This window comes from Cruoricaptor ignavus, from assembly GCF_014961145.1.
GTDB classification, from domain to species: domain Bacteria; phylum Bacteroidota; class Bacteroidia; order Flavobacteriales; family Weeksellaceae; genus Cruoricaptor; species Cruoricaptor ignavus.
The window spans coordinates 936,028-957,523 of record NZ_CP063145.1; the positions used below are offsets into that span (position 1 = coordinate 936,028).

Annotated in this window: 23 protein-coding genes and 1 tRNA gene; 19 read left to right on the top strand and 5 right to left on the bottom strand. The window is 43.8% G+C overall.

Features of this window, described 5'->3' with window-relative positions; genetic code table 11:
- The first annotated feature begins 37 nt into the window (after positions 1–37).
- From IMZ16_RS04445 to IMZ16_RS04495, 11 genes are all read left to right on the top strand, one after another.
- Positions 38–607, top strand: a complete 570-nt coding sequence (locus IMZ16_RS04445) for a YceI family protein (RefSeq protein WP_193440662.1) — start codon at positions 38–40, stop codon at positions 605–607.
- 89 nt (positions 608–696) lie between these two features.
- Positions 697–2,334 (top strand): apolipoprotein N-acyltransferase, encoded by a 1,638-nt coding sequence (lnt, locus tag IMZ16_RS04450; protein ID WP_193440663.1) that lies wholly within the window; start codon positions 697–699, stop codon positions 2,332–2,334.
- 18 nt (positions 2,335–2,352) lie between these two features.
- A complete protein-coding gene (locus IMZ16_RS04455; RefSeq protein ID WP_073177372.1) occupies positions 2,353–2,571 on the top strand; it encodes a DUF2683 family protein in 219 nt (72 codons plus the stop codon).
- A complete protein-coding gene (locus IMZ16_RS04460; protein WP_073177374.1) occupies positions 2,553–2,834 on the top strand; it encodes a Txe/YoeB family addiction module toxin in 282 nt (93 codons plus the stop codon). Before IMZ16_RS04455 ends, IMZ16_RS04460 begins: the two co-directional genes overlap by 19 nt.
- Positions 2,835–2,836: 2 nt before the next feature.
- A complete protein-coding gene (locus IMZ16_RS04465) occupies positions 2,837–3,667 on the top strand; it encodes a sulfite exporter TauE/SafE family protein (protein ID WP_193440664.1) in 831 nt (276 codons plus the stop codon).
- Complete coding sequence (locus tag IMZ16_RS04470) at positions 3,667–4,047, top strand: DUF1634 domain-containing protein (RefSeq protein WP_193440665.1); 381 nt, start codon at positions 3,667–3,669, stop codon at positions 4,045–4,047. The genes IMZ16_RS04465 and IMZ16_RS04470 overlap by 1 nt, the downstream gene beginning before the upstream one ends.
- A gap of 99 nt (positions 4,048–4,146) precedes the next feature.
- Entirely contained in the window at positions 4,147–4,392 is a 246-nt protein-coding gene (gene rpmB / locus IMZ16_RS04475; protein WP_073177378.1) for a 50S ribosomal protein L28, read from the top strand.
- Positions 4,392–4,574 (top strand): 50S ribosomal protein L33, encoded by a 183-nt coding sequence (gene rpmG, locus IMZ16_RS04480; protein WP_073177380.1) that lies wholly within the window; start codon positions 4,392–4,394, stop codon positions 4,572–4,574. Before rpmB ends, rpmG begins: the two co-directional genes overlap by 1 nt.
- A 19-nt stretch (positions 4,575–4,593) precedes the next feature.
- A complete protein-coding gene (locus IMZ16_RS04485; protein ID WP_073177382.1) occupies positions 4,594–4,746 on the top strand; it encodes a DUF4295 domain-containing protein in 153 nt (50 codons plus the stop codon).
- Between the two features lie 81 nt (positions 4,747–4,827).
- A complete protein-coding gene (ftsY, locus tag IMZ16_RS04490) occupies positions 4,828–5,799 on the top strand; it encodes a signal recognition particle-docking protein FtsY (protein WP_073177384.1) in 972 nt (323 codons plus the stop codon).
- Between the two features lie 81 nt (positions 5,800–5,880).
- Positions 5,881–6,153 carry a GlsB/YeaQ/YmgE family stress response membrane protein gene (locus tag IMZ16_RS04495; RefSeq protein ID WP_073177386.1) on the top strand — a complete coding sequence of 91 codons (273 nt, stop codon included), beginning with the start codon at positions 5,881–5,883 and terminating at the stop codon, positions 6,151–6,153.
- 49 nt (positions 6,154–6,202) lie between these two features.
- On the opposite strand, the gene sppA is transcribed toward IMZ16_RS04495, so the two are convergent.
- Positions 6,203–7,876, bottom strand: a complete 1,674-nt coding sequence (gene sppA / locus IMZ16_RS04500) for a signal peptide peptidase SppA (protein WP_317173239.1) — start codon at positions 7,874–7,876, stop codon at positions 6,203–6,205.
- 85 nt (positions 7,877–7,961) lie between these two features.
- Between sppA and folK the strand changes: the two genes are divergently transcribed.
- The 5 genes from folK to fmt all read left to right on the top strand — a co-directional run bounded on the left by folK (position 7,962) and on the right by fmt (position 14,315).
- Positions 7,962–8,387, top strand: coding sequence for a 2-amino-4-hydroxy-6-hydroxymethyldihydropteridine diphosphokinase (gene folK, locus IMZ16_RS04505; RefSeq protein ID WP_193440667.1), 426 nt, complete (start codon positions 7,962–7,964; stop codon positions 8,385–8,387).
- Positions 8,384–9,919 (top strand): OmpA family protein, encoded by a 1,536-nt coding sequence (locus tag IMZ16_RS04510; RefSeq protein ID WP_193440668.1) that lies wholly within the window; start codon positions 8,384–8,386, stop codon positions 9,917–9,919. The genes folK and IMZ16_RS04510 overlap by 4 nt, the downstream gene beginning before the upstream one ends.
- A gap of 17 nt (positions 9,920–9,936) precedes the next feature.
- Complete coding sequence (locus IMZ16_RS04515) at positions 9,937–11,397, top strand: OmpA family protein (protein ID WP_193440669.1); 1,461 nt, start codon at positions 9,937–9,939, stop codon at positions 11,395–11,397.
- Positions 11,398–11,469: 72 nt separating this feature from the next.
- Positions 11,470–13,350, top strand: a complete 1,881-nt coding sequence (locus tag IMZ16_RS04520) for a RecQ family ATP-dependent DNA helicase (RefSeq protein ID WP_227411566.1) — start codon at positions 11,470–11,472, stop codon at positions 13,348–13,350.
- Between the two features lie 14 nt (positions 13,351–13,364).
- Positions 13,365–14,315: a methionyl-tRNA formyltransferase gene (fmt, locus tag IMZ16_RS04525; protein ID WP_193440671.1), complete on the top strand. Its 951-nt coding sequence runs from the start codon at positions 13,365–13,367 to the stop codon at positions 14,313–14,315.
- Here the strand turns inward: fmt and ribB are convergent.
- The gene (ribB, locus tag IMZ16_RS04530) at positions 14,312–15,433 is read right to left on the bottom strand and encodes a 3,4-dihydroxy-2-butanone-4-phosphate synthase (protein ID WP_193440672.1); all 1,122 of its coding nucleotides are present in this window, start codon (positions 15,431–15,433) and stop codon (positions 14,312–14,314) included. The genes fmt and ribB overlap by 4 nt on opposite strands.
- A gap of 99 nt (positions 15,434–15,532) precedes the next feature.
- Here ribB and IMZ16_RS04535 point away from each other — a divergent pair.
- The 3 genes from IMZ16_RS04535 (at position 15,533) to IMZ16_RS04545 (ending at position 19,691) form a co-directional block, all read left to right on the top strand.
- Positions 15,533–15,603: transfer RNA gene (locus tag IMZ16_RS04535), tRNA-Cys, on the top strand.
- Positions 15,604–15,742: 139 nt separating this feature from the next.
- Positions 15,743–17,956, top strand: coding sequence for a TonB-dependent siderophore receptor (locus tag IMZ16_RS04540; RefSeq protein WP_193440673.1), 2,214 nt, complete (start codon positions 15,743–15,745; stop codon positions 17,954–17,956).
- Positions 17,957–18,029: 73 nt separating this feature from the next.
- Positions 18,030–19,691: an LIC_10190 family membrane protein gene (locus IMZ16_RS04545; protein ID WP_193440674.1), complete on the top strand. Its 1,662-nt coding sequence runs from the start codon at positions 18,030–18,032 to the stop codon at positions 19,689–19,691.
- Between the two features lie 14 nt (positions 19,692–19,705).
- Here IMZ16_RS04545 and yajC read toward each other — a convergent pair whose 3' ends face one another.
- The 3 genes from yajC to IMZ16_RS04560 are packed head-to-tail and all read right to left on the bottom strand — an operon-like array spanning position 19,706 to position 21,439.
- Entirely contained in the window at positions 19,706–20,035 is a 330-nt protein-coding gene (gene yajC, locus IMZ16_RS04550) for a preprotein translocase subunit YajC (protein ID WP_073177401.1), read from the bottom strand.
- A gap of 10 nt (positions 20,036–20,045) precedes the next feature.
- Positions 20,046–20,528 (bottom strand): DUF1573 domain-containing protein, encoded by a 483-nt coding sequence (locus tag IMZ16_RS04555; protein ID WP_193440675.1) that lies wholly within the window; start codon positions 20,526–20,528, stop codon positions 20,046–20,048.
- Between the two features lie 5 nt (positions 20,529–20,533).
- The gene (locus IMZ16_RS04560; RefSeq protein WP_193440676.1) at positions 20,534–21,439 is read right to left on the bottom strand and encodes a transcription antitermination protein NusB; all 906 of its coding nucleotides are present in this window, start codon (positions 21,437–21,439) and stop codon (positions 20,534–20,536) included.
- Positions 21,440–21,496 lie beyond the last annotated feature (57 nt).

Below are 21,496 nucleotides of genomic sequence, written 5' to 3' on the forward strand. Positions count from 1 at the left end.
TCTATTTTTATTACCTTTAACCCAAAATTTTATCATTATGAAAAAAATCCTCTCGATCCTCACAGTGCTGATGTTCAGCCTGAACGCATTCGCTCAGAAACATTACGAAAGCGACGCGGCACACTCCAGAATCGGCTTCAGCATCATCCACATGGGCATCAATGACATTTCAGGCAACTTCGATAAGTCGAATGTTATGATCGATGGCGACATTAACGCCCTGCAAAATGCGAAAATCAATTTCAACGCAGAAACCGCAAGCATTAACACACAAGTGGAAAAACGCGATGAACACCTTAGAAATGCTGATTTCTTCGATGCTGCCACTTACCCGAAAATTGCCTTCAGCTCTACCTCGATAAAACCGACAAAGAAAAATTACTACGAGATGAAGGGCAACCTGCTGATGCACGGGGTTACAAAGCCTGTGACGCTGGTGCTGGTATACCGCGGCAGCAGCAAAAATATGAGCGGTAAAACAGTGCACGGCCTGCAGGTGCTGGGCACGCTGAAGCGCTCCGATTTTGGAATTGGCGGAAAATTCCCAGAAGCGGTGCTTAGCGACAATGTGCGCATCAAAGGGGATTTTGAAATCACCGAGAAGTAATTTCCAATTATAAAATTAACGCTGCGGACTTAATAGTCCGCTTTTTTTTGCAAAACAAATCCTTAATTTTGGTGTTAAATTCCCCATCGGTGAAACATATCATAATCTCGTTGATTTCCGCGGCATTGCTGGCGATTTCGTGGCCAACCTACGGCATTCCGTTTTTTATTTTCGTGGCGCTCGTTCCGCTGATGATGGCAGAGCACGACATTGCGAAATTTTCAAAAATAAAGCGAAAAGGCTGGCGAATCTTCATTTTGGCATACCTTACATTTTTCATATGGAATCTTGTGACAACAGGTTGGCTATACGGCTCAAGAAATCCGGACGGAAGCCATTCCATACCGGCTGTTGCGCTGCCCGTAATTCTCAATTCGCTGTTTTACGCGCTGGTTTTCCTATGCTACCACTGGTACAAAAAAACGCAGGGCACTTATTGGGGACTGGCTTTCCTCGTGGCAATCTGGATGGCTTTCGAAAAGCTGCATCTCTCCTGGGAATTCACCTGGCCTTGGTTGAATTTGGGCAATATATTTGCGGAGTATCCGAAGTTCATCCAATGGTACGATACGGTTGGTTCAACCGGCGGAAGCTTCTGGATTTTGCTCGTAAATGTATGGGTGTTCTACACTTTGCGAATTTGGCAGGCAGGCAGAAAGCGAAAGGTCTTAATCAAAAATTTATCGATTTTAGCACTCGGAATTTTGTTACCAACAATCATTTCCATTTACAAATACAACAATTTTAACGAGAAACCGATAGGCGAAGTTTCTGTGCTGATGCTTCAGCCGGAACTCGATCCTTATGAGGAAAAATACCAGAAGGACAGTCTTCAGATTTTGCACGAATTGCTGGATTTGGCGAAGGTTGACGGCAATGTAAAAGTGGATTATTTCCTGGCTCCGGAAACCGCAGTTCCTGGCAGAGGTTCGATTTCTGAGACAGGATTTTCGCAAAGTTTACTTTTGCAAGAAATTCAAAAATTCCTCGAAAACAATCCGAATTCCGTATTTGCAAGCGGGATGTCCACACATCGTTTTTTCAAAGCTGGCGAAGCGCTGCCTTCCCAGGCTTACGAACTGGATTCCGGGGATTTCGTGGTAAGCTATAATTCAGCAGTTCAGTTAACGAACGGAGAAAGTCCGGTGGTTTATCACAAAGCGAAATTGGTTCCCGGCGTGGAAATTTTCCCGTATATGAACTTCCTAAAACCGGTGATTGGCAATGCGATGCTGGATTTCGGCGGCACTGTGGCTTCGCTGGGAATTGATGAGGAAAGGGCGGTTTTCGCCAACCCTTACAATCAGGGGAAGATGGCGCCGGTTATCTGTTACGAAAGCATTTACGGCGAATTTGTGACGGAATATATTCGGAAAGGCGCGAATTTCATCGGGATAATGACGAACGATAGCTGGTGGGGCGTTTCGGAAGGGCACCGGCAGCTGCTGTCTTACGCCAGACTTCGGGCGATAGAAACGCGACGCGAAATTGCGAGGTCGGCAAATTCCGGGATTTCGGCGCACATCAATGCTTTGGGCGAAATAGAGGCCGATACGCTTTACGGCGACAGAACGGCGCTTTTCGCAAAGGTGAAACTTTACGGCGGCACCACGCCTTATACTAGAGGCGGCGACCTTATTTCAAGGATTTGTATTTTCGCTCTCGGCTTTCTGATTTTTTACACTTTGATTAAAAAATGGCAGGCCAAGCGGCAGCGGAAAATTTAAATTAACTTTACAGAAAAAATGGAAACGATTACGATAAAGATTGACAGGCGCACCAAGCACGGCAAGGCTTTTAGGGATGTTCTGGAAGTTTACGCTCAGCAGGATGGGGTGGAAATTGTGAAAAAGAACGGCTACTCCAAAGAATTCATTGAAAAAATGAAAAGAGCTGAGGATGACATAAAGAATGGCAGGGGAATAAAAGTAGATATAAATGATGTATGGAAAAATATTCTGTAATCATCCTGCCCGAAGCACAGAAGGACATTAGAAAAATAAGCAAATCTGGTGATAAAAGCAGCTTGTTGAAAATCGAAAAGATGATTGTGGAATTAGCATTTCATCCCTACGAAGGCACAGGAAAACCCGAAAAGCTCAAGCACAATTATTCCGGATATTGGTCAAGAAGAATTAATAAAAAGGATAGGCTCGTTTACAAGGTGGAAGAAGAAATCGTAACCGTTTTCGTAGTTTCTGCACTTGGTCATTATGAAGAAAGATAATTATGCTTGATATTCTCATCCTGCTTTTCGGGGCTGCAGCGGCAGGGCTCCTGGGCTCGCTTACCGGGCTGGGCGGCGGCGTTGTGATCATCCCGCTGCTTACGCTGGGCTTTGGCGTGCCGATGCACTATGCTGTGGGCGCTTCGCTGATTTCCGTCATCGGAACTTCCTCAGGCTCAGCGATTTCCTATGTGAAGGAGGGCTTCAGCAATATGAGAATCGGGATGTTCCTGGAAATTGCGACTACGCTGGGCGCCATCATAGGTGCGATAGTTGCTGGGATGCTGAATGCCAATGCCATCGCCATCGTATTTTCGCTGGTGATGCTCTTCACGGTGATTTCAAATTTGTTCGGAAAGCCGGATCACCAGGAAACATTAATTCCAGGAAGCATCGAGCAAAAGCTGAAACTCTACGGCACATTTCCGGACAATGGTGTGATGAGGGAGTACAGCGCGCGAAACACGGTGCCCGGTTTTCTGATGATGATTTTTGCGGGCGCAATGTCGGGACTTTTAGGCATAGGTTCCGGTTCGCTGAAAGTGATTGCTATGGATAACCTGATGCGGTTGCCCTTCAAGGTTTCCACCACTACGAGCAATTTTATGATTGGCGTAACGGCTGTTGCAAGCGCGCTGATTTATTTTCAGCGCGGCGAAATTCTGGCGGAAATTGCGGCGCCTGTTTTAATAGGCGTGGTGGTGGGAAGCTTCATCGGCTCGAAAACTTTGATGCGGAGCAAAACGAAAACGCTGAAGATAATCTTCGCCGTCCTGGTAGGCTCAATGTCTTTATATATGATGTACAACGCGATTTTTGGCGGATTTAAATAATGGAAATTAACACGGAAAATACCGACCAGAAGCTGCGTGAAACCGTGGGCAACCTGCTGAGAACTGGCGTGGTTTCTTCGGTGGTGCTGGCGGTTTTTGGCATTGTAAAATTATTCTTGGAAGGCTTTGAAATGCCGAAGAATTACGACGAAATCAGCCAAAGTTCAGAAAATATCTGGCGAGATTTCTGGCAATCCCTGCTGAATTTTGAAGGGCAAGGCATTATTTTACTGTCCATTTTAATATTGATTTCCACGCCGGTTCTTCGGGTGGTATTCTCATTAATCGGGTATTACAAAGAGCGGGATTTCCTGTATGTGGCCATCTCTCTAATCGTGCTATGCATCATTGCTTTCAGCTTTTTCACGGGATACGGCTAAGGATTTTTTTGGGGAAATTTCTCATAAAATTTTGCCATTCCAAAAATTGTATGTAATTTTGCCGTCTCAAATATTTACAACGGAAAAGCACATCGGGATATGTCAAGAATTTGCCAAATAACAGGAAAGCGTGCGATGGTGGGGCACAATGTATCTCACGCGAACAACAAAACGAAGCGCCGTTTTGAAATCAACCTATTGGAAAAGAAATTTTACCTTCCGGAAACAGATGAAAACATCACGCTGAAAGTATCTGCACACGGATTGAGAGTTATCAATAAAATTGGTATCGAGGAAGCTGTAGAGCGCGGAAGAAGAAACGGATACATCAAAAAAACTAAGTAATGGCTAAGAAAGGCAACAGAGTACAGGTGATTTTGGAATGCACAGAGCATAAGGAAAGCGGTATGCCTGGAATGAGCAGATACATCACCACTAAAAATAAGAAGAACACGACTGAAAGGCTGGAGCTGAAAAAATTCAACCCAGTTTTGAAGAAATATACCGTTCACAAGGAAATTAAGTAATCTCTAAAGATTTTCAACAATGGCAAAGAAAGTAGTAGCAACGCTGCAAAGCGGCCAATCTAAGAAAATGACTAAGGTGGTGAAGATGGTGAAATCACCAAAAACCGGAGCCTATGTTTTTGAAGAACAAGTGATGAACGCAGACGATGTGGACGCGTTCCTGAAGAAATAATTGCGGTTTCGCAGCAGAGTTTTGAAACTATCCAACTATTGGATAGTTTTTTGTTTATATTTGTATTTCAAGCAATTGCCAATGAGTTGGTTTAAGAAAATTTTTAAGCAGGAAGAAAAGGAAAGCCTGGACAAAGGTTTAGAAAAAAGCAGCCAAGGTTTTTTCGAGAAAATGACTAAGGCAGTAGTCGGGAAAAGCAAGGTGGATGACGAAGTGCTGGACGACCTGGAGGAAATCCTGATAGCATCGGATGTGGGTGCAGAAACCACAATAAAAATCATCAGGCGGATAGAAGACCGCGTGGCGCGTGATAAATATGTGAACACAGATGAGCTGGACAGAATCCTGCGGGAGGAAATTTCGGCTCTGCTGCTGGAAAACCCACATTCTGGTTCAGGGAATATCGACGAAAACAAGAAGCCTTATGTGATAATGGTGGTGGGCGTAAACGGTGTGGGAAAAACCACGACGATCGGCAAACTGGCTTACCAATTCAATTCTCAGGGGAAAAAGGTGGTCCTTGGTGCGGCAGATACCTTCCGTGCTGCAGCGGTGGATCAGCTCACGATTTGGTCTGAAAGAGTGGGCGTCCCTATTGTGAAGCAGAATATGGGCTCAGACCCTGCGTCCGTAGCCTTTGACACGGTGCAGAGTGCGGTGGCGCAAGATGCTGATGTAGCGATAATCGATACTGCGGGAAGGCTTCACAATAAAGTAAACCTGATGAACGAGCTGAGCAAGATAAAGCGCGTGATGCAGAAGGTAATTCCGGATGCACCGCACGAAATCCTACTGGTTCTTGATGGCTCTACCGGGCAAAATGCTTTCGAACAGGCGAAGCAATTTACTGCGGCAACCGAAGTGAATGCACTGGCTGTAACGAAACTGGACGGCACGGCGAAAGGCGGCGTGGTGATTGGCATTTCGGATCAGTTTCAGATTCCAGTGAAATATATTGGTGTGGGCGAAAAGATGACGGATTTGCAACTTTTCAACGGTGAGGAATTTGTGGATTCGTTCTTCTCGGTGAGAAAAAACCTAAACAATGCATAACATTAATTAAAAATTAGTCTGATTTTTATCATTTCGGAACAATTTTAGCTATCATTAAAATAACATTAAAAAATTATTATTATGATTGGAGGAATTCTTTCGTGGATCATTTTCGGAGCAATTATTGGTGCTCTTGCTAAAATGATAATGCCGGGCAACCAGGCTATGGGCTGGCCAATGACCATTATTCTTGGTATCGTAGGATCTATGGTGGGCGGCTGGATTGGTGATTTGTTATTTGGAGGCGGTGGTGCCAACGACTATTCCAAATACAATATTGGTTCGATAGTTCTGTCTATCGTTGGAGCGCTTATTGTACTATGGGCTGTAGGTGCAGCTACTAGAAGAAGATAAGTTTTAAAAAAAATAAAAAAAACCGGCCTCGAAAGAAGCCGGTTTTTTTTTAGAATTTAAGCCTGATTGGGCATTCCATAAAGATCGTGGATTTATTATCTGGCTCGCTCAATTGCTGTAAAATTTTATAATTTTCTTTACCTATTTTATTTTCTATCAGCTTCGTTGCAAAGCTATTATTACTCTCTTCCGTATCCATTAATTGTTCGAAGAAATTTAGCTGTTTAGGATAGCTTTCCACTTTGTATTTTTTCAGGTTAGCTTTAGCAGCTGCGAAATTTACCGCATCCATAAGGCTCCCGGTTTCATCGGCAAGGCCAAGTTCTTTAGCTCTTATCCCGCTCCATACCCTGCCTCCGCCCAGGGCATCTACCTGTTCAAAACTTTTTTTCCTGTTCTGCATCACAAACCCTGCAAATCGCCTGTAGGTTTGCTCCACACTTTTCTCAATCACGGAGCGTGTGCCAGGCGAGAGGCCATTAATGACCGAAAATCCGTCCGCATTGGCATTGGTTTTCACACTCTCTGCGTGGATGCCGTTTCTGTTGGCAATCTGTTTTACATTGGGGATCACTCCGAAAACACCGATAGACCCAGTGATCGTATTGGGCTGTGTGTAAATTTTGTCGGCAGCCATGGAGATATAGTACCCGCCAGAGGCCGCATAATCACCGAAAGAAACAATTAATGGTTTTTTCGCTTTGAGTTTTTTTAGTTCAAACAAAATTTCATCGGAAGCGTTGGCAGACCCTCCTGGAGAATTTACGCGGAACACCACTGCCTTCACTTTATCATTCTCGGCAAGTTTCTGAATTTCCTTCACATATTTCCTCGCGCTGATGCCCTGATACCGGTATCCATTAACAATATCTCCGGAGGCATACAAAATTGCCACCGCATCCCCGCCTCCATCTGCCTTCGTGCTTTCTGCATACTTGGCGAAGGAAATCTTACCAAGTTTGTCCTTGGTTTTTAAACCGATTCTTGTTTTGATAAAATCTTCATACTCAGATTTTTGTATAAGCTTATCCACCAATTTTTTGCTCAGCGCGGTTTCAGGAATGTAGCCGTCCAGGCTGTCCGTCGATTTCTGAAATTCAGCCACACTCAGCTTTCGGGATGCCGCCATTTTTCCTGCTAAATTATTCCAGACATCATTAAGCAATGTGGAAAGCTGCTCGCGATTCTCTGCAGACATATCGTCTCGGAGGAATGGCTCTACCGCAGCTTTGTAATCGCCGTGCCGTATTACTTCCATCCCGATACCGAATTTATCGAGCATCTGCTTCAGGTAGGGAACTTCCGTACTCATCCCCCGGAGCTCAATGCTGCCGGCAGGGTGCAGGAAATACTGCTGCGCGGCAGTCCCGAGGTAGTAGGCAGACTGCTGGACATTATTTCCGTAGGCATAGACGAACTTTCCGGATTTTTTGAAATCTTCTAGCGCCGCCCGTACATCGTCAATCTGGGTAGTGCCTGCGCTCAGGTTGTCCGCCTCAATGCTGATGCCGCTGATTCTGTCATCCGTCTTAGCGCGGCGGATCGCTTCAAGCATATCGTAAAGCAACACGGGCTGGTCTTCCGCATTCAGGCTGGAAAATGTTTCATTATAGTCGGTCGGGCTGTCGTTTAGCACCATCTTATCATCTATCACTAGCACGGAATTCTTCCCGAACGAAGGCGAACTCCCCCTGAATATGCCTGCTATAGCAAAGATGAGCAACAGCAGAATTGGCAATATAAACACTATAATAATAGCCGTTATATTTGCAAGAACATTTTTAAAAAAATCTTTCATAATAAAAAATATGTCTGGGTACAAAGTTATATTAATCCTGGGAAGTAACTTAGGAAATACCAAAAAAAATATTGAAGATGCAATTTTAGAACTTGAAAAATCGGCAGGTGCAATATTAAATAAAAGTGAATTTTTATACTCAGAACCCGTAGAATATTGCAGTAACAATATTTTTTGTAATATTGCACTGAAAATTCTCACCAAACTCTCTCCGTGGCAGCTTTTACAGGCTGCAAAACGGATAGAAATAAAGATGGGAAGAATGATGGACAGTGCAGCAGCAGGCCATTACCAAGATCGCATAATCGACATTGATATCGTGCAGTTTGGTAATATTAAATTTGAAAGCAAAAGGCTGAAACTGCCGCACCAGAAACATCTTTATGAGCGTGAGTTTTCAAGAAAATTGTTAGAAGATAAACACTTAATAGAATGAGAATTACTTTCCTTCTTCTTACTCTCCCGGTGGCTGCTGCCTATGCGCAAAGTGCTACGGAGACTAATGACCGCCGCATCTACGACGGGTACCCGAATACATTTTCGTCCGAAGTGCCTTATGTGGAAAAATTCCGCAGGGATAGCAAGCTCTTCCGCGACTGGACTGTCACAATAGGCAGCGGCGGGGCCTTTATGCACTCTGCCGACCTACATTCTTTTTATGACGACAAAATTGAGTGGGGATACTCTGCTTTTGTAAATTTGGAAAAACATCTGAGCCACACCTTCGGGCTCGCTCTTCAATATCAGCACGGGGAGACCAACCAAAAGGGCCAGGCAGACTGGAATTCCTGGGCCGCAGCCGTTCAAAAACACAACGGCCGCACACCAAAATATGAAGACTGGGGCGTAGGTACTGCTTCAACGAAGTTTGACCAGGTAAGTTTATTGGGAGACATAAATTTCAGCTCCCTTATGCGCCGCGTGGACAGCCGAAATAATTATCGCTGGGCGCTTCACGGATACGCAGGAATCGGTATACAGCATTATGAGACGCTCCTTACCGACAACTCTACCCGATGGAACAATCCGCTGGAGATTGATCAAAAAATGGATCAGGCTTCCTTTTTCTCGCAATTCGGCTTGGGGCTAAACTATAATGTAAACAAACTTATCGACCTTGAATTGCGTGGAATGTACTACATCACCGGGGATGATGAATTTGATGGTGGTGGATGGGAATCTTCTTCTGCACCAAAGGATAACAGGTATTCAGCTCCGAGGGAGGTGAACTACCCTTATAACTTTATCAAAAAAAATAATTCCGATAATTTCTTCACTGTCTCGCTTGGCCTTTCGTTCAAACTTGGTAAGCACGACCAGCACCTTAAATGGGCAGCTCCACTGAAGGAAATTGATCAAAGACTCGCTCTTATCGCGGTAGAGCAGCAGCCATTGGAGGTTTGTAAAAAAGGTGACGGTGATAATGACGGCGTTTGCGATGACTGGGACAGGCAGCTTGACACGCCTGCCGGCGCAAGAGTGGATGGTGCAGGTGTAGCACTGGATATGGATCTGGATGGAGTAATCGATCTATATGATAAGTGCCCAACGGTGCCGGGACCTTTGGAAAACAACGGCTGCCCTACTACCACGGCGGATATAATGCACGAAATTAATAGGAGTCTTGATGGTATAGAATTTGAATTAAACAGCGATAAAATTAGACCTTCATCTTACGCGAAGCTGGACCAGGCTGCCAGCCTTTTACTTAGCGGTGGTGAAGTATCTGGTTATAAAGTAATCGGGGCTACTGACAGCAGAGGAAAGGCTGCATATAACCTCAATCTTTCTCAAAGAAGAGCAAATGCAGTTGTACAATATCTGGTTCAGAAAGGTGTTTCCAGAGATATTCTTCAAGCCGAAGGACGCGGAATGTCTGACCTGAAATATCCGGAATGTGTACCTGCAACCAAATGTCCGGAGTGGAAGAATGAAGCTAACCGACGAGTGTTTTTTGAAAGAAAATAAATTAAAACTATATTAGGATGAAAAAAAATTTAGCAACTTTGTTTCTCGCTGGGATTCCGGCGGTAGTGCTTGCTCAAACAACTGACACCCTCTCGGTGAACAGGAACTACTACCCCAATAATGGAGAGTATCCGAATACATACACTTCCGGATCTACCCAAATAGCTCCGCAAAGAGAGACCAAGAGATTTAATGATTGGGCTATCTCCATCGGTGGAGGTGTTCCGCTGGTACAAAGTGCGGATCTTACTTCACTTAAGAATGGGAACGGTAAAAATCTTGTTGGATACTCCGCTTACTTCAGTGTTGATAAAGCTTTGACGCATGCCGTGGGCATTAACCTTCAATATGACAGAGGTGAGACCCGCCAAGGTTTCTTTAATACTAAAAATAGAGATGCTTCACCGGCTGAGCCGTTTGGTGCAAGAACCCAATACGATGCTATTTCACTTCTTGGGGATGTAAATTTCTCCAACCTATTAAGAAGAGTTGATAATAAATCTCCTTACAGGTTTGCACTACACGGGTATGCCGGTGCTGGTACATTAGCTTATAGAGCATATCTGGAAGATCAGAACGGACAAAGAAAAACTTGGGAAGTTAAGCCATTTAAAGGTACATCCTTGTTCGGTCAGGCTGGTGCTGGTTTAAAGTATAAACTGGGCAAGGCTGCTGATCTAGAGCTTCGCGCAATGTATGTAATCACTGGTGATGATGAATTCGATGGCGGCGGTGAGCAATATAGTGCAGTAAATATGCGCGAAGATAACACATCCGATAACTTCTTTAATGTAACTCTCGGTGTAAGCTTTAAACTTGGAAAGCACGAGTCTCATGTAATGTGGCATGATCCATTACAAGAGGTTTATTACAAGCTTGATGTCCTTGCTAACCAAACTCAGGATGTTGAGGTATGTAAGAAAGGGGATGCCGATAATGATGGTGTATGCGATGATTGGGATCGTCAGCTTGACACTCCTGCCGGCGCGAGAGTTGATGGAGCTGGTGTCGCTTTAGATACAGATCTTGACGGTGTAATTGACCTTTATGATAAGTGTGTAACTGTTCCCGGTCCTGCTGAAAATCAAGGCTGCCCTACAGGAGTAACTATGGGTGTAGTGGGAGATCAAACAAGATCTTTGGAAGGTATCGAGTTTGATTTTGATTCAGACAGAATTCTCCCATCCAATCAGCCTATCCTGAATAATGCTGTTAACTATATCAATTCTTCAGGAAGCAACTATAATGTAGTAGGCGGCACGGATACAAGAGGATCTGATGCTTATAATCAGAAGCTTTCTGAAAGACGCGCGAACAATGTTAAAAATTACCTTATCCAAAACGGGGTAAGTGGTTCTAAACTTAAGGCAATCGGGCGTGGCGAGAAAGATCTTAAGTATCCAGAATGTAATCCTGCAACTAAATGTCCGGAATGGAAAAACCGGGCTAACAGAAGGGTTTACTTCGAAGCTAGATAATTTGAGTTTGCTATTAATTAAAATGCTGCATAAATGTGCAGCATTTTTTATTTTTACAAAAAACTATTAAGCTTGCCTGCCAAATCTCATATATTAAAAACTTTCTGGGGGTATGAACATTTCAGGGAGCCGCAGGATAAAATTATAGACGCTGTAATCTCCGGCAAGGACACCCTGGCCATTTTACCGACGGGCAGCGGAAAATCTCTCTGCTACCAAGTTCCTGCTTTAATGCTGAGTGGCTGCTGCATCGTAATATCTCCCCTGCTCGCTCTTATGAAAGATCAGGTGATCCAGCTTCAAGGCTTGGGTATAGAAGCGCAATTACTCTCAGCGGAAACGGATAGCCTGAAGCAGGACTTGATTTACAGCAGCTGCAAAAACGGACAGACAAAATTGCTATACATCTCCCCGGAACGGCTCGGAGATAAGAAGTTTTTAGCTAATGCGGCAGAAATTCCCATATCCTTTCTTGCAGTGGATGAAGCTCATTGCATCTCCGAATGGGGGCAAGATTTTCGGCCGGCTTATCTTCGGATCAAAAATTTTCGGGAGGTATATGCAAATGTGCCAATAATTGCACTGACGGCTACTGCCACAAAAAAAGTTTCTCACGATATAGTCTCTCAATTGGGGCTGAGAAGCCCAATAATTTATAACCAAAACCCTGAAAGGAATAACCTAAATATTTATCATAAAAAAAGTGCGGATAAGTATCAGGAAATTCTTAATTTCTTAAAATACACATCCAAATCCGGAATCATATATGTTCGCACCAGGGGCGAAGCTGAAAATTTATTTAATTTTCTAAAAACCAACAAAATTCCCGAAATAAACTTTTACCACGCAGGCCTCCCCTATCGAGAAAGAACCGAACGGCAAACTGAGTGGCAAAACTCCGAGACAGCCGTAATAGTGGCAACTAACGCCTTTGGGATGGGCATTGATAAAGAAAATGTAGGTTTCGTAATCCACCACACTCCTCCGCAGTCCATTGAAAATTATTACCAGGAAATTGGCCGAGCTGGCCGCGGGAAACAGGATGCGGATACCATCCTTTTTTGGAACGAAGAAGATTTGAAGCAGAGAGATGAGATTTTCGCTGGGCAGATTGCTGAAAGGGATCAATTTGTGAAAATTTTAAAAAGCCTCTATTCCACTTACCAGATCGCTGAACACGAACTGCCCGATGCCACCTTCGAGTTCAATTATAATAAAATTCAAACACAAACTGGTGAAAAGAGAGCGATTATTAAAAATATTCTTGCCTTTCTTCACCGTCAGGAAGTTATTTTTTTTGATGAAAGTTCATCGAAATCCTGCATCCAGCTGTCATTTGACCCTCAACAATTACACCTGCTGGCGCCAAAGGATGCCTGGTTTGCGGAGCAGCTGCTGCGGAGCCTCCCGGGAATCCAATCCGGGGATGCATATTTTAACGAAGATTTTCTAGTTCAAAAACTTAACACGGAAAAAAAAATTCTCAAGTCCAGGCTAAGAGAATTGGAGCTTAAAAATCTCCTAAAATACACGGATGGAAACAATGCAACCATCAAATTTCTCAGCCCGAGGGAAGATCGTTTTTTTGAAGGCAAGTACTGGAAAAATTACAAGGAAACGCAGCGCAATAAACTGCAGAAATGGGAGGAAATGAAATATTTTATACTTGAAAATCATTTTTGCAAAATGCAGATGATACTGAAATATTTCGGCGGTAAATCACAAAAAAAATGCGGAAGATGCTCAGTCTGCTTAAGGAATTCTTACAAAATATTTTCCAGCTCAGTAAAGGATGATTTACTGAGATTTTTAAAGCAGAAACCTGCTTCTGCAGAGGAAATTTTCGCAGCGTTAAGCAGGCACCAAAGGCAGGACATCCTGGAAAACCTCATCCTGCTGCTGAACAGCGAACAGATCTTTATGGTAGATCACCGTACATATGCACTGACATAGGCTATCTTTGCAATATGAAAAGTTTAAAAATTGTCTTTTTCGGAACGCCGGAATTCGCAAAAACCTGTTTGCAGCACATCTACGAATCGCCACACGAAATCGTGGGCGTTGTCACAGCGCCCGATAAATCGAGCGGCCGAGGTTTAAAACTTAATGCTTCCGCCGTGAAAATTTTTGCAGAACAAAATAATTTGCCGCTTTTCCAACCGGAAAAATTGCGCGATGAAAACTTCTTGCAGGAAATGAAAAATCTTGGTGCCGATGTTTTCGTGGTAGTAGCCTTCCGGATGATGCCCAAAATGCTCTACAGCATCCCACCGCTTGGAACATTCAACCTGCACGCATCGCTTTTGCCGGATTATCGCGGTGCAGCGCCCATCAATTTTGCCATCATCAACGGCGAAGAAAAAAGCGGCGTTACCACATTTTTTATCAATGAAAAAATTGACGAAGGCCACATCCTGCTTCAGCGGGAAACGGCAATTTTCCCAGATGAAACAGCCGGCGAACTTCACGACAGACTGATGGAAATGGGCGCCGATTTAATCGTGGAAACCTTGGACGGTTTGTCTGAAAACGCCATTCAGGAAAAGCCGCAGCCTTTCGTGGAACAGCCGAAAAACGCATTTAAAATTTTCAAGGACGATACGAGGATTGACTGGCGGAAAAATTCTGCGGAGGTTCACAATTTCATCCGTGGTATGTCGCCCTACCCCGCAGCTTTCACGGAAATTCTGATTGGTAATTCTAAAAAAAACCTGAAGATATTTGCAGGAAAATTTGAAATTACTGACCACCAAAAAACGCCGGGCGAAATTGAAATTTCGAAGGATTCTCTGAAATTTTTCACAGCGGACGGAATTTATTTCCCAACTGAAATACAGCCGGAAGGCAAAAAACGGATGGACGCTAAAAGTTTCCTGAACGGCATCCAAGATTTTTCGGAAATAAAAAGCGCGAATTAAAGCTTCACCATTCCCACCGCTTCCACATCGTAGCCTGCGGTTTGCGGTTTTATTTCAGGATGCTGGGTAAGCACTTTAAATTTGCGAATTCCTAAATTTTTCAGGATTTGATTGCCAATTCCATAATCTCTAAAATTAGTGGTTAAATTAGAATCCAACTCTTTACCTTCCTGAAAATCAAGGAATTGCTGAAGTTTGCGCATCGTGTTCTCCGCCGTCGAAACATTGTTGATGAAAATCAGCGCACCCTTCCCCTCCGCTTCAATCATTTCCACCGTTTTGCCCAGCAAAGGCTTCTCACCCTTCACCATTCTGCTCAGAACATCGAAGTAAGAATTGGACGACTGCACCCTTACCAAAACCGCTTCATCATCGTTCCAGTGGCCTTTCGTGAAGGCAAAGTGAATCTGATCTGTGCTGGTTTCGCGGAAAGCGTGGAAATCAAATTCGCCGAATTTCGTACGAACTTTCCGCTGTTCAATCTTCTCAATCAGGTCGCCTTTTTTCAGTTGGTAATGAATTAAATCTTCAATGGAAACAATTTTCAGGTCGTGCTTTTTCGCCAATTCGATCAATTGTGGAAGTCGTGCCATTGTGCCGTCTTCATTCATAATTTCGCAAATCACGCCTCCCGGTTTCAATCCTGCCAAAACCGTCAGATCAACCGCAGCTTCGGTGTGCCCTGCCCTTTTCAGAACGCCGCCGTTTCTTGCACGAAGCGGAAAAATGTGGCCTGGTCGCATAAAATCGGACGGCTTGGAATTTTCGTCCATTAATGCCAAAATCGTTTTGGAACGGTCGCTCGCTGAAATTCCCGTGGAAACGCCGTTGCCAAGCAAATCGACGGAAACCGTAAACGCAGTTTCCTTCGGATCGCTGCTTCTGGACACCATTATATCGAGGCCTAATTCTTCGCAGCGCCTTTCGGTAAGCGGAGTGCAGATCAAGCCACGGCCGTGAATCGTCATAAAATTGATGATTTCCGGCGTTGTTAATTCTGCGGCGGAAAGGAAATCGCCTTCGTTTTCGCGGTTTTCATCATCTACCACGATGATTATTTTGCCGTTTCTGAGATCTTCAATTGCTTCGGAAATGGTATTTAGTCGGATTTCGGACATTTCAAATTTGATTAATTGAACAAAGATACTGATATTGCTTGCAAGAATGCTTGCAGGTGTAAACGAAAAATTTGCTATATTTGCAGTCCGAATAAAAAGGGTACTTTGGCCGAGGGGCTAGGCAATGGTCTGCAACACCATCTACAGCGGTTCGAATCCGCTAGGTACCTCAACAATATCCCAGGCATTCTGCGCACTGGGATTTTTTTTGCCTTTATTTATCCCACTGATTTTTATCACAAATTTTTTTTAAATTTTTATTTGTACTTATTCTAAATTAAATTAGATTTGCAGCGTTAAATCATTGTAATGAAGAAAACTTTTTTCGCTGCAGCCCTGATTGCAAGCTACTTTGCCTCAGCGCAAATAGTAAAGACAGATACCATTGATTCCAAGAAAATTGAACCGGTGGAACTTTTCGGCGTGAAAAACCGTCAGCCGGAAGGCCTGGAAATTATCTCGAGAATGCCCCTAAAACCGAGAGACCAGATTCAGTCCATCTCTGTGCTTTCCACAAAAGTAATTGAAGATTTGGGCGGCCTAACGCTAACGGATGTGGTGAAGAATGTGCCTGGCGTTACGCAGTTTTCATCGTATGGTGGCACTAAGGAAAGTATGACGCTCCGCGGTTTTCGCGGCGTTCCGGTCTTAAAAAACGGTGTGAAGATGGAAACGGATTTCCGCCGCTCTGGGATGCTTACCGATATGCAGGGCGTGGAAACGATACAGGTAATAAAAGGCTCTGCAGCGATTACGCAGGGCATTGGCAACGGACTTGGTGATGCTGGTGGCGTTATCAACATCGTCACGAAAAAACCGCACTTCATCAACGCCGGCAGCATAGGTTTCCGTGCAGGAAGCTGGGACAATTACCGCCCGTTTTTTGATGTTCAGCGCGTGTTGGATTCTCAGGGCAGGGTGGCTTTCCGCCTAAATGGTGCATATCAGAAGGGGAACAGCTTCCGCCATTTGGTGGAGAAGGAAAGTTTTTACATTAACCCCTCAATCGCTTTTAGGCCGGATGACAAAACAGAAATCGTGGCGGAAATGGATTATTTCAACGGCGATAATACGCCAGACCAAGGTACGAGGAACATTGCGCCGGAAAGCACTTATGCCCTCTACACGATGCCGAAGGACAAGTTTATGGGCTTTAAGGGTGACAATAATCACACGGAAAATTTCAACTATGCGATTACTGTGAACCGCAAGCTGAACGACAATTTTAAACTTCGAGCGGCTTACTTCAACAATGATTATTACCAAGATCTGGTGATGGCAAGCATCATCACGCCAAAAGGCACAAGGACGGATTATGCCAAGTTTTTAAGGAACCGCACAAGAACTGAGAAGCATGACAGAAACCAAACCTTCCAAATGGACTTCATAGGGAAAGATGTGAAAACCGGCCCGCTGAAACACACCTTCCAGATAGGCGGAGATTTCTCACAAGTTGCTCTAAATCAGTGGAGTTACGATTATCCAACGCTGAAAAAGGCGGGCAATGTTGTTTATATCGACGAAATAAACCTGCTGGAAAACATCAGCAATGAACTTCCTGCACCACCGCAAGGAAAGCAGTGGGAGTTTACCAACAGAAAGGAATCCAAAACGCCGATTGCACCTACCTTCGGTTTTATGGCGCAGGATGTGATGACCATTAACAAATATGTGAAAACTTCGCTGGGGATACGCTACAGCAGGCTGAACGGTGCGATTGACAAAGAGAACAACGATGCCTGGAATCCTTCCTTCGGCATCCTGGTTTCGCCGGTTGAAAATGTGAATGTGTTCGGCTCTTACACCAACACTACAAGCCTTCGTGGCGCGAACAATAAAAAGCAGGACGGCTCTCTAATTGGCCCGCAGAAAACCAATCAATTTGAAGCCGGCATAAAATCTGACTGGTTCAATGAAAGGCTAAGATTTAATGTGACATATTTCAACATCAACACGGCGAACCTTTCCTACGAAGTGCTCAACCAGAATTTCCAATCCTACAACCCGAGAATTTACGAGCTTGCAGGAAATCTGAAGAGAAGCGGCGTGGAAATTGAAGCCATCGGACGCATCCTGCCGAACCTTCAGGTGATGGCTGGCTGGGCTTACCTGGATGCACGCTACCAAGACAGCCCGGCTTACATCGATAATTCGAGGCCGAGCAACGCACCGTGGAACACGGCAAACGGCTGGTTGAATTATAAGTTTAGCCAGGGGGCACTTCGCGGACTTGACCTTGGTTTCGGCGCGTACTACATTGGCGCAAGACCAACGAATGAATGGACGAAAAGAACCGTGATACAGGGGCATGCCAACCAAATTCAAGCAGGCGTAAAGCCGCTGGAAATGAAGGCCTATACTACGCTGGATGCGCAGATTGGCTATGAATTTAAAAACTTTGCGGTACGCATTTTCGCGAACAACCTGACCAACGAAGTGAACTACACATCCTATTATCGTGGCGGCTACATCGACCAGATTGCGCCGCGCAATTACTCAGGCCAGGTCATTTTCAAGTTTTAAAACACGCTTTCATTCATATTATTTGGTTTTTACAGAGCTGTCGGCAAATGCCGGCAGTTTTTTATTTTTGAAGATGCTTTCCATTTTTTGCACGCTCATCGTTTTGCTTGCCGCAATTTCCGGTTTCGGAACGCTTTTTCTGAATTTGTTCAGGATTTATGAAGACGGTTTGGCTGAAAAATTAATCGGCGGAATTTTTTCCATTACGATGATTTTCACTTTGCTGACCTTCTTTCTTCCACTAAATTTTTGGGTAGAAATACTAACAGTTATTATAGGAATTTCTGCGTTTTTCTTTTTTAGGATTTATGAAAATTTTATTGTTTTTTTTAAGAATAATTCAAAATCAGCAATCCTAATTCTGATATCAGTTTTTGCTGTGTCTTTTCCGCCGTTCATCCTGGATCATTTCGGCTACTATGTGCCGAGCATTTTATGGCTGAGAGAAATCGGTTTGGTGAAGGGTATTTCCAATCTGGATTTAGTTTTAGGGCAAATGTCCTTCTGGCATATCTTTCAGGCTGGTTTCTCCAATTTTACTGATACAGCATTGAAAATCAATATTTTACCTTTGGTAATTTTCATAATTTATTGCTACGAAAAGCGGCAAAATCTTCCGTTAATTTTCCTGCCGATACTCTTTTTGTTTTCACAATCGCCAAGCCCAGATTTACCGGTTTTAGCATTTTCAATCATCCTTCTCGTCGAAATTTTAAACGGCAATAAAAACTTAAAATGGCTGTTCGCGCTCTCAGTTTTCATTTTTGCAATAAAGCCCACGATGATTTGGCCGCCAATCTTGGTAATACTCTACGGAATTGCCATTTTGAAAAATTTTCGCATCGGTTCTCTGGGAATTTTCGTGATGATAATTTTCATTACTAAAAATATTTTCTGCTTCGGTTACCCGATTTTTCCCCTGACATATTTCGATTTAAACCTTCCGTGGAAACCCAATCCTGAAGTAATGAAAATTTCTGAAAACATCGCTGTACAAAAGACTTACGATATGCAATACAGCGCAGAAGAAATTGCAAACTTCACTTTCGGAGAGAGAATTTCCAACTGGTTTTTTCTGCCAGGAATCAAAGCTGTAATTCACTGGCTGTTTGCAATTTCACTTTTTTTCTTCACGATTTTTACTTTCAGGAAAAATAATACACTCATCAAAATTATCTACTTTTCGCTTATCATCAAATGCATTTTAGTGCTGATAACTTCGGCACAGTATCGTTTTTTTATCGATGTGTTTTTCGTAATAATCACCGTTATTTTTTACGAAAAATCAAAACTGAAAATCTGGAAAAAGTTGGCTTTTGGCGGAAGTTTGGTCGTGCTATTTTTTCTCAGCTACCCGAAAATTCTCAATCAAATGGTGCCAAGTTTCCGACTTTCTGCGATGATGCGTGGTTTCAAAACCGAACAGCTCTGGATACCAAAGGTTTACAACGCAGTTCAGTTTGAAACTCATCAAATCGGCAACCTAAAATTCAACTTCTCTGCCAATTATCCTTTATCTTACAGCACGCCGGTTCCAGCAATTTCACCGGACCGTTTTATCGAATACCGTGACGCAAAAATATTCCCACAACTTATTGACAATCAAAATATTAGAAGCGGTTTCTATCACGAAAAACTTGGTAAAAAAGATTTGAAAAAATTAAACCAAATCATTTCCCGACAAATGGAAGAAATGCAAAAAAATTCCCGACAAAACGCCGGGAACAATCAGTAGGTATTTCTTTGCAATTATTTCTTTTCGCCTTCAGGCAATGCATCAGGAAACCTTGCCGCCGTAAATTCGCGGGAAACCGCCGCCTTCTCAAATTTCAGCTTTCCGGAAAGCGTTTCGATGATGAAGCCATCATCCTGAATTTGCGCAATTCTGCCGTGAAGCCCTGAAGTCAGCACCACTCTGCTTCCCACTTTCAGCGAGTCCTGAAAGTTCTTTTCCTTCTTCTGCCTTTGCATTTGTGGGCGTATCATCAGGAAGTAAAACGCGGCGAACATTATTGCCATCATCAGCATCGTAGGCAACATTGAATCCTGCGGCGCTGCCTGTAAAAAAGTTGTGAGCATCATTTAAAATTTAGGGTTGAACATCCGCTGAAAACGACAGCGTAATCGGTGATTTTTCCGTATTGGTAAAGACTTCGGCGGTTTTCTGCACGGCGCCGTCAAAATTCGTCGGGTCAAATGCCAAGGTTACTTTTCCCTTTTGGCCGGGCATTATCGGTTCCTTCGTGTATTCCGGCGCGGTGCATCCACAGGCAGGCTTCACGGCAGAGATGATGAGCGGTTTATCGCCGGTGTTCGTCAGTTCGTAATCGTGCGTTACGCTTTGTGCCTTGCCGATTTTCCCGAAATCGTGGTGGTTGCTGCTCAGTGCTACGGTTGTCAGCGGCTTGCTTTGGGCTTCAGCTGCTAGTTCTTCCGCAGATTTTTCGGCAAAAATTTCTGCAGAATTGTCCACAATCTCCGTTTCATTGGTTACCAAAGCATCGGCTTTTTCATTTTTTTGGCAGGCAAGCAAAGCGATTGCAGCGGCTGCCGTCAGAAAATATTTTTTCATAGCAATTAATTTATTCGGTTTTGGTCTTTAGCATAGCGGTCCAGAATTCCGTTGATGAAGATGTTGGATTTCTCGCCGGAATATACCTTCGCAATTTCCACATATTCATTGATGATGATGCGTGAAGCGGTGAACGGGAAATTGTCCAGCTCAGAAATTGCTACCAGCATTATGATTTTATCCATCAGGGAAATTCTCTCGAAGTCCCAGTTTTGCAGGCGTTCCTGAATTTTCTTCTCATTCGGCTCAAAATCTTTCACGGCGGAGCGAAGCAGCTTCACGGCGAAATCCCTGTCATCATCATCCTTGAAAACTTTTGCCAAACTAATGTGCTCATCGGGCTTCAGGAAGCCGATGGTTTTCTGCGTCATCGAATTGGCGATGTGGAAATCATCCGCCCAGCTTATTTCCAGCTCTTCCAGGTGAGAATGGAAATCATCGTTTTCCGCCACATATTTCAGGAAAAGCTTGCCGAGAAATTTCTGATCTTCTTCAAAGGAAAAGCTCTCTTCCTTCATAAAATCCTGATAGCGCTTCCCTGCCAAAATCCTGCGGAAAGTCTTGAGAACCAGCTCGTTATTCACATCCCATTTCAGCTCCTGATGCTTCGTGGTAAAATCCAGCCTTTCAGGGTTTTCCTCCAGCATTATCAGCGCTCTATTGTTGATGAATTTTTGGTTCGGGTTCAGGTTTTCCTCAGTTTTCAGGAATTTATTCTTCCCGATTTCTATTTGCTGCTCGGCAAGGTGTTTCAGCACCACTAAAAAATTCAGCTGATAGAGGTAAAGATGATAAACTTTTTCGATCTCCGTTAAAAAATTCTTTTCCACAACCTCAATTTTTAAAGGGTTTTGCGAAAAGGAATAAAGGTTCTCCACCACTTTCTCACGGATTTGTCTTCTTCCAAGCATTCAAGGAACTTTGCGCAAAGATAAGGCTTTCGGCAAAAATCATCTCATCCGAAAAGT

What these genes read in the sequence shown, in the direction of transcription:
- IMZ16_RS04445 (WP_193440662.1), top strand. Translation starts at nt 38, where the DNA reads ATGAAAAAAATCCTCTCGATCCTCACAGTGCTGATGTTCAGCCTGAAC.
- IMZ16_RS04455 (WP_073177372.1), top strand. Translation starts at nt 2,353, where the DNA reads ATGGAAACGATTACGATAAAGATTGACAGGCGCACCAAGCACGGCAAG.
- IMZ16_RS04460 (WP_073177374.1), top strand. Translation starts at nt 2,553, where the DNA reads ATGGAAAAATATTCTGTAATCATCCTGCCCGAAGCACAGAAGGACATT.
- IMZ16_RS04465 (WP_193440664.1), top strand. Translation starts at nt 2,837, where the DNA reads ATGCTTGATATTCTCATCCTGCTTTTCGGGGCTGCAGCGGCAGGGCTC.
- IMZ16_RS04470 (WP_193440665.1), top strand. Translation starts at nt 3,667, where the DNA reads ATGGAAATTAACACGGAAAATACCGACCAGAAGCTGCGTGAAACCGTG.
- rpmB (WP_073177378.1), top strand. Translation starts at nt 4,147, where the DNA reads ATGTCAAGAATTTGCCAAATAACAGGAAAGCGTGCGATGGTGGGGCAC.
- rpmG (WP_073177380.1), top strand. Translation starts at nt 4,392, where the DNA reads ATGGCTAAGAAAGGCAACAGAGTACAGGTGATTTTGGAATGCACAGAG.
- IMZ16_RS04485 (WP_073177382.1), top strand. Translation starts at nt 4,594, where the DNA reads ATGGCAAAGAAAGTAGTAGCAACGCTGCAAAGCGGCCAATCTAAGAAA.
- ftsY (WP_073177384.1), top strand. Translation starts at nt 4,828, where the DNA reads ATGAGTTGGTTTAAGAAAATTTTTAAGCAGGAAGAAAAGGAAAGCCTG.
- IMZ16_RS04495 (WP_073177386.1), top strand. Translation starts at nt 5,881, where the DNA reads ATGATTGGAGGAATTCTTTCGTGGATCATTTTCGGAGCAATTATTGGT.
- folK (WP_193440667.1), top strand. Translation starts at nt 7,962, where the DNA reads ATGTCTGGGTACAAAGTTATATTAATCCTGGGAAGTAACTTAGGAAAT.
- IMZ16_RS04510 (WP_193440668.1), top strand. Translation starts at nt 8,384, where the DNA reads ATGAGAATTACTTTCCTTCTTCTTACTCTCCCGGTGGCTGCTGCCTAT.
- IMZ16_RS04515 (WP_193440669.1), top strand. Translation starts at nt 9,937, where the DNA reads ATGAAAAAAAATTTAGCAACTTTGTTTCTCGCTGGGATTCCGGCGGTA.
- fmt (WP_193440671.1), top strand. Translation starts at nt 13,365, where the DNA reads ATGAAAAGTTTAAAAATTGTCTTTTTCGGAACGCCGGAATTCGCAAAA.
- ribB (WP_193440672.1), bottom strand. Translation starts at nt 15,433, where the DNA reads ATGTCCGAAATCCGACTAAATACCATTTCCGAAGCAATTGAAGATCTC.
- IMZ16_RS04540 (WP_193440673.1), top strand. Translation starts at nt 15,743, where the DNA reads ATGAAGAAAACTTTTTTCGCTGCAGCCCTGATTGCAAGCTACTTTGCC.
- IMZ16_RS04545 (WP_193440674.1), top strand. Translation starts at nt 18,030, where the DNA reads ATGCTTTCCATTTTTTGCACGCTCATCGTTTTGCTTGCCGCAATTTCC.
- yajC (WP_073177401.1), bottom strand. Translation starts at nt 20,035, where the DNA reads ATGCTCACAACTTTTTTACAGGCAGCGCCGCAGGATTCAATGTTGCCT.
- IMZ16_RS04555 (WP_193440675.1), bottom strand. Translation starts at nt 20,528, where the DNA reads ATGAAAAAATATTTTCTGACGGCAGCCGCTGCAATCGCTTTGCTTGCC.
- IMZ16_RS04560 (WP_193440676.1), bottom strand. Translation starts at nt 21,439, where the DNA reads ATGCTTGGAAGAAGACAAATCCGTGAGAAAGTGGTGGAGAACCTTTAT.